At 67.0% G+C, this 4,954-nt stretch carries 4 protein-coding genes; 3 read left to right on the top strand and 1 reads right to left on the bottom strand.

Annotation, left to right across the window (positions count from 1 at the left end; genetic code table 11):
• Positions 1-1,998, top strand: a 1,998-nt coding sequence (locus ACXJKH_RS14550; RefSeq protein ID WP_457320296.1) for a TonB-dependent receptor, incomplete at its 5' end; no start/stop codon positions are given.
• 194 nt (positions 1,999-2,192) lie between these two features.
• On the opposite strand, the gene ACXJKH_RS14545 is transcribed toward ACXJKH_RS14550, so the two are convergent.
• On the bottom strand, positions 2,193-3,044 hold the full coding sequence (locus ACXJKH_RS14545; protein WP_256776633.1) for an acid phosphatase: 852 nt from the start codon (positions 3,042-3,044) through the stop codon (positions 2,193-2,195).
• A gap of 259 nt (positions 3,045-3,303) precedes the next feature.
• On the opposite strand from ACXJKH_RS14545, the gene ACXJKH_RS14540 reads away from it, so the two are divergent.
• Both ACXJKH_RS14540 and ACXJKH_RS14535 read left to right on the top strand, forming a co-directional pair.
• A complete protein-coding gene (locus ACXJKH_RS14540; RefSeq protein ID WP_457320293.1) occupies positions 3,304-4,185 on the top strand; it encodes a hypothetical protein in 882 nt (293 codons plus the stop codon).
• Positions 4,186-4,195: 10 nt separating this feature from the next.
• A partial coding sequence (locus ACXJKH_RS14535) for a DUF4785 domain-containing protein (RefSeq protein WP_457320291.1) occupies positions 4,196-4,954 on the top strand: 759 nt, incomplete at its 3' end.

Genomic DNA, 4,954 nt, shown 5'->3' with positions numbered 1-4,954 from the left:
AGCCTGAACATCGAATCGTCCTACGGTCGTGCCTTCCCGCGCTTCTACATCCGCGGCCTGGGCAACACCGATTTCGATCTGAATGCCTCGCAGCCGGTGTCGCTGGTGTATGACGACGTAGTGCAGGAAAGCCCGCTGTTGAAGGGCTTCCCGCTGTTCGACCTGGCCGGCGTGGAAGTGCTGCGCGGCCCGCAGGGCACGCTGTTCGGGCGCAACACGCCGGCCGGCGTGGTCAAGTTCGATTCGGCGCGCCCGTCGCAGGACGCCGACGGTTACATCAAGGTGGCCTACGGCAGCTACAACACCTGGAACACGCAGGGCGCCTTCGGTGGCCCGCTGACCGACCGCTGGTCGGCACGTGTGTCGGCGCTGTACCAGCGCCGCGACGACTGGGTCACCAACACCCGTGCCAACGCACCGGCACAGGGTTTTGAAGGCTACGACGAGGCCGCCGCACGCGTGCAGTTCCTGTACGAAGGCGACGACGTGGAAGCGCTGTTCAACCTGCACAAGCGCAAACTCAACGGCACCRCACGGCTGTTCCGCGCCAACATCATCAAGCCGGGCACCAACCAGCTGGTCGAGAACTTCGACCGCGATGAAGTAGCCACCGATGGCCAGAACTTCTCCGACCTGGAAACCTGGGGCGGCAGCGCGCGCCTGAAGTGGGACCTGGGCCGGGTGACCCTGCACTCGATCACCGGCTATGAGACCGCCGAATCGCTCAACCATGGCGATATCGACGGGGGTTACGGCGCGGCGTTCCTTGGCGCGGGCAACTACGGTCCGGGCTTCATCCCGTTCCCGTCCGAGTCGGCCGATGGCCTGCCGCACCACCGCCAGTGGACCCAGGAATTCCGCGTGGAATCCAACGAATGGGGCCGTCTGGACTGGCAGGCCGGCGTGTTCTACTTCGATGAAGACGTCACCATCGACAGCTTCAACTACGACTCGCTGACCCCGGGCAATCCGCAGACCGGCCACGCAGTGCAGCAGCAGCGCAACAAGGCCTGGGCGGCGTTCGCCTCCGGCGATTTCGACGTGACCGAGCGCTTCAAGCTGCGCGGTGGCGTGCGTTACACGCAGGACAAGAAGGACTTCAGCGCCAGCGTGCTGCAGGCCGTGTCCGGTGGTACGCCGGTGAGCGGCCCGTACATCGCCAAGACCGATGTCGACGATGTCAGCTGGGACCTGAGCGGTGTCTACAAGATCACCGACAACCTCAACGCGTATGCGCGCGTGGCCAAGGGCTTCCGTGCACCGTCGATCCAGGGCCGGTTGGCCTTCGGTGGCGTGTCGCAGGCCGATTCGGAGAAGGTGATTTCGTACGAGGCCGGCATCAAGGCCGACCTGTTCGACCGTCGCGCGCGCCTGGGCTTCAATGTGTTCCGCTACAACGTCGACGGCCAGCAGCTGATCGCGGTGGGCGGCAGCAACAACACCGCCACCCTGCTCAACGCCGACAAGACGTTGGGCCAGGGCGTGGAGCTGGACGTCGAAGCCTACCTGACCGACCACGTCCTGCTCACCTTGGGCAGCAGCTACAACGACACCGAGATCAAGGACCGCGACCTGGCGGTGGCGATCTGCGGCGGCGGCTGCACCATCACCGACCCGACCACGGTCATCGATGGCGGCACCTACGCGCTGGTCAACGGCAACCCGTTGCCGCAGGCGCCGAAGTGGATCCACAACCTGACCCTGCGTGCCGGCTTCCCGCTCAACGATGCCAGCGAGCTGTACGTCTACACCGACTGGGCCTACCGCAGCGAGGTCAACTTCTTCCTGTACGAGTCGCCGGAGTTCCGCGGCCGCTCGTCGCTGGAAGGTGGCCTGCGCCTGGGCTACAACTGGGATTACGGCCAGTACGACGTGGCCGTGTACGGCCGCAACCTGACCGACCAGGTCCGGGTGGTCGGCGCGATCGACTTCAACAACCTCACCGGCTTCCTCAACGAGCCGCGCACGTTCGGCGTGGAGTTCACCGCGAAGTTCTGATGCAACGTCACATGTCGTGAAAAACCAGGAACGGCGCGGAGAGATCCGCGCCGTTCTTCGTTGATGGCCTCCGCCATTTCGCCGCTTCGGTAGCGCCGACCGTTGCTCGGCGCTGCACGCTGTCGATCAGCAGCGCGAGCAGCCGACCAACKGTCGGCTCTACCGGTAATGCACTGCCGTCGGCAGGCGTCGCGTTACAGCGCGCTCGCCGGTCGCACCTTCAACACCGCCTCTTCGGCCGCGCAATCCCGCGCGGAATGCAGCCCCGCCTTGCGCGCGGCGGCGATCTCCTTGCGCGCGGCCAGCAGGTCCTTGTTGAACGCGGCGTTGTCGTGCAGTCGTGCCACCGCGGCGGCGCCCATGAAGCGACCTTCCAGGATGTCGCTCTGCCAGTGCACGTTGCACACCAGGCGGCTCTCGCCGTAGTTGCGGCCGCGCGCCTGGATGGCGTCGGCGCGATCGGGGACGATCTCGGACAGTATCAGCGCCCAGGTCCAGCCGATCGACGTGTGGCCGGACGGATAGGAGCCATTGCCGCGCAGGTCCTTCTCGTCTTCCGGCGAGCAGGTCGGCTCGTTGTTGACCATGAACGGACGCGCGCGCTGGTAGTGCTTCTTGGCCGTGCGGGTGGCGGCACTGGCATCGATCCGGCTGCGCTCGAGCAGGCGGTACAACGCCGGGGTCTTCACTGCATCCACGTCCACGTCGATGGCGCAGGAGAACTGGTTGGCACCGGCCGGGAAGCCCAGTTCGGCGTCGCGATGGGCCTGCGCGAAGCGCGGGCTGCCGCGCAGCGCTCGGGCTTGGCGACTGACCTGTTCGTCCAGCGCGAAGCCGGCCGAACCGGCCGCCGGCGGTGCGGGCACCAGTGCCAGGCTGTCCGGCACGGCATCCGACGGCAGGTAGCCGGTCGCCTTGGTGGTCACCGAAGCTTCCACCGCCGTCGCCCCGGGCGCAGCCGTCGTCGCACAGCCTGCCAGGGTCGCCAGCAGGGCGGTGGCCAGCAGCGGGCGCAGAAGTGCAGGAGCGCGCAGGGACGAAGGCATCGGCAGGTCTCGAAGAGGGGAGAGCCGCATGATCGCAGCTTCACCTGGCCGCGACAGTGGCCGTTGGTCATGTGGCCAGATCCGGCACGGCCGGCGCTTGGATAACGGAAACCCGCTACTGGTTCACGGTTTTCAATGGAGGCGCGACATAGTTTCGCCAAAGGCGCCATCACTCGTCATATCTCTATGGATAGATGCACTACATGGCAACGCGGTAGCGCCGGTCATCAGGGGGATCACCTGCAAGGGAGCAAAACGGATGCGAAGCAACGCGGGAAGGACGGGCGGTGGACTCGCCCTGGGCTTGATGCTGGCGTGCGGGAGCGTGCACGCGGCCGATGTGGTGGGGGTGGCGTTCGTGCACGGCACCGGCAAACAGACCGATGCGCGCACGGACTACTGGCAACCGGCGATCATCGACACCGTGCGCCAGGGGCTGCCTGACAGCAGCAACTACACGGTGGTGAACTGCGATTTCGAACAATACATGTGGAAGCCCGAAGCGGCCGGCTGCCTGGCCGGGCAATTGACCAGCTTCATCAACACCCGGGGCATCACCAGGCTGGTGGTGATCACCCATTCCAACGGCGGCAACGTGGTGCGCTGGATCCTGTCCAATCCCACCTACGACAGCCGCTATCCAAAACTGATCCAGACCATCAGCAAGGTCACCGCGCTGGCGCCGTCCTCGGCCGGCACGCCGCTGGCCGATGCCGCGCTCAACGGCAACACCTTCGAGACCTCGGTGGGCTGGCTGCTGGGCTACAAGAGCGATGCCGTGCGCCAGCAGCAGGTGGGGCACATGGCCACCTACAACGCACAGAATCTGTACGGCACCGCCGGGCGGCCGGCGTTGCCGAAGACCTTCCGCGTGGTGGTCGGCTCGGACGTGGAATCGGCGGTGTGGGACAGCAACAGCTACTGCGGTGGCTACGCGCAGAACGTGGGCCTGGAGTTCACCCAGAACTGGTTGAACAGCTGCTCCGATGGGTTCCTGGAATGCAGCAGCCAGAAGGCCGCCGGCAGCCTGTGGTTCACCGACAAGGCGCGCACCAAGGGCGCCGAACCGCTGAGCCACAACCAGAGCCGCCGCGAGTGCTTCGGCCTGGGCACGATCCTGCGCAACGACCTGACCCTGTGAGGAGTACACCATGACGTCAAGACTGATGATTGCCGCCGCCGTCGCCGCGGCGATGGTGGCACTGCCCCTGCAGGCCGCACAGCCGTTGCTGCCGGCGCGCAGCAGCGACCAGGTGGCACCGCGCGTGGAAACCGCGCCGCTTTCCGGCGATGCCATCGAACGTGCGCCGGTGACCTTTGCCTGGGCCCTGGATCCGACGCAGGCATTGGCCGCCCCCGTCCCGTTCGTGGCCAGCAGCCGCAGCTACTGGGAGATGGTGGATGCCGTCACGTTGCAGCGTGGCCTGGACCTGCCGCTGACCGCCCCCGATGCGGTTATCCAGGTCAGCCCGGTACAGGGCGCGCGCGCATTGGCGCCGGAGCAGTGGGAGGTCCGCGATCCGGCCGGGGTGCTGGCGGTGGACAAGGTAGTCGACGCGCAGCAGTTGCGTGCCGCGGGCATGCGCGTGGGGCAGGGCAGCGCGATGGTGCGCACCGGCAGCAGTGCGGCGGTGGGCAACTACCGGCTGCAGAGTGCGCAGGCCCAGGGCCGCTACGTGGTGCAGGTGCTGGAACCCAACAGTACGTTTGCACTGCAACTGCAGGCCGACCGCCAGCAGGTCCTGGCCGGCGGCAGCGTGGCACTGACCGCGCGGTTGCTCGATGACGGCGGCAGCGCCGCGCTGGCCACCGGCAGGGCCACGGCACGCGCGCTGCCGGCCGGCGGCGAGGCATTGCTGGTGGCGCCCGACGGGCGCGGCTGGCCGGTGCCGCTGGTGGCCGGCAAGGAG

It is taken from the genome of Stenotrophomonas sp. P5_B8, assembly GCF_054049855.1.
The sequence above is the reverse complement of the archived record's forward strand: the minus strand, read 5'-3'. Positions and strand labels throughout refer to the sequence as shown.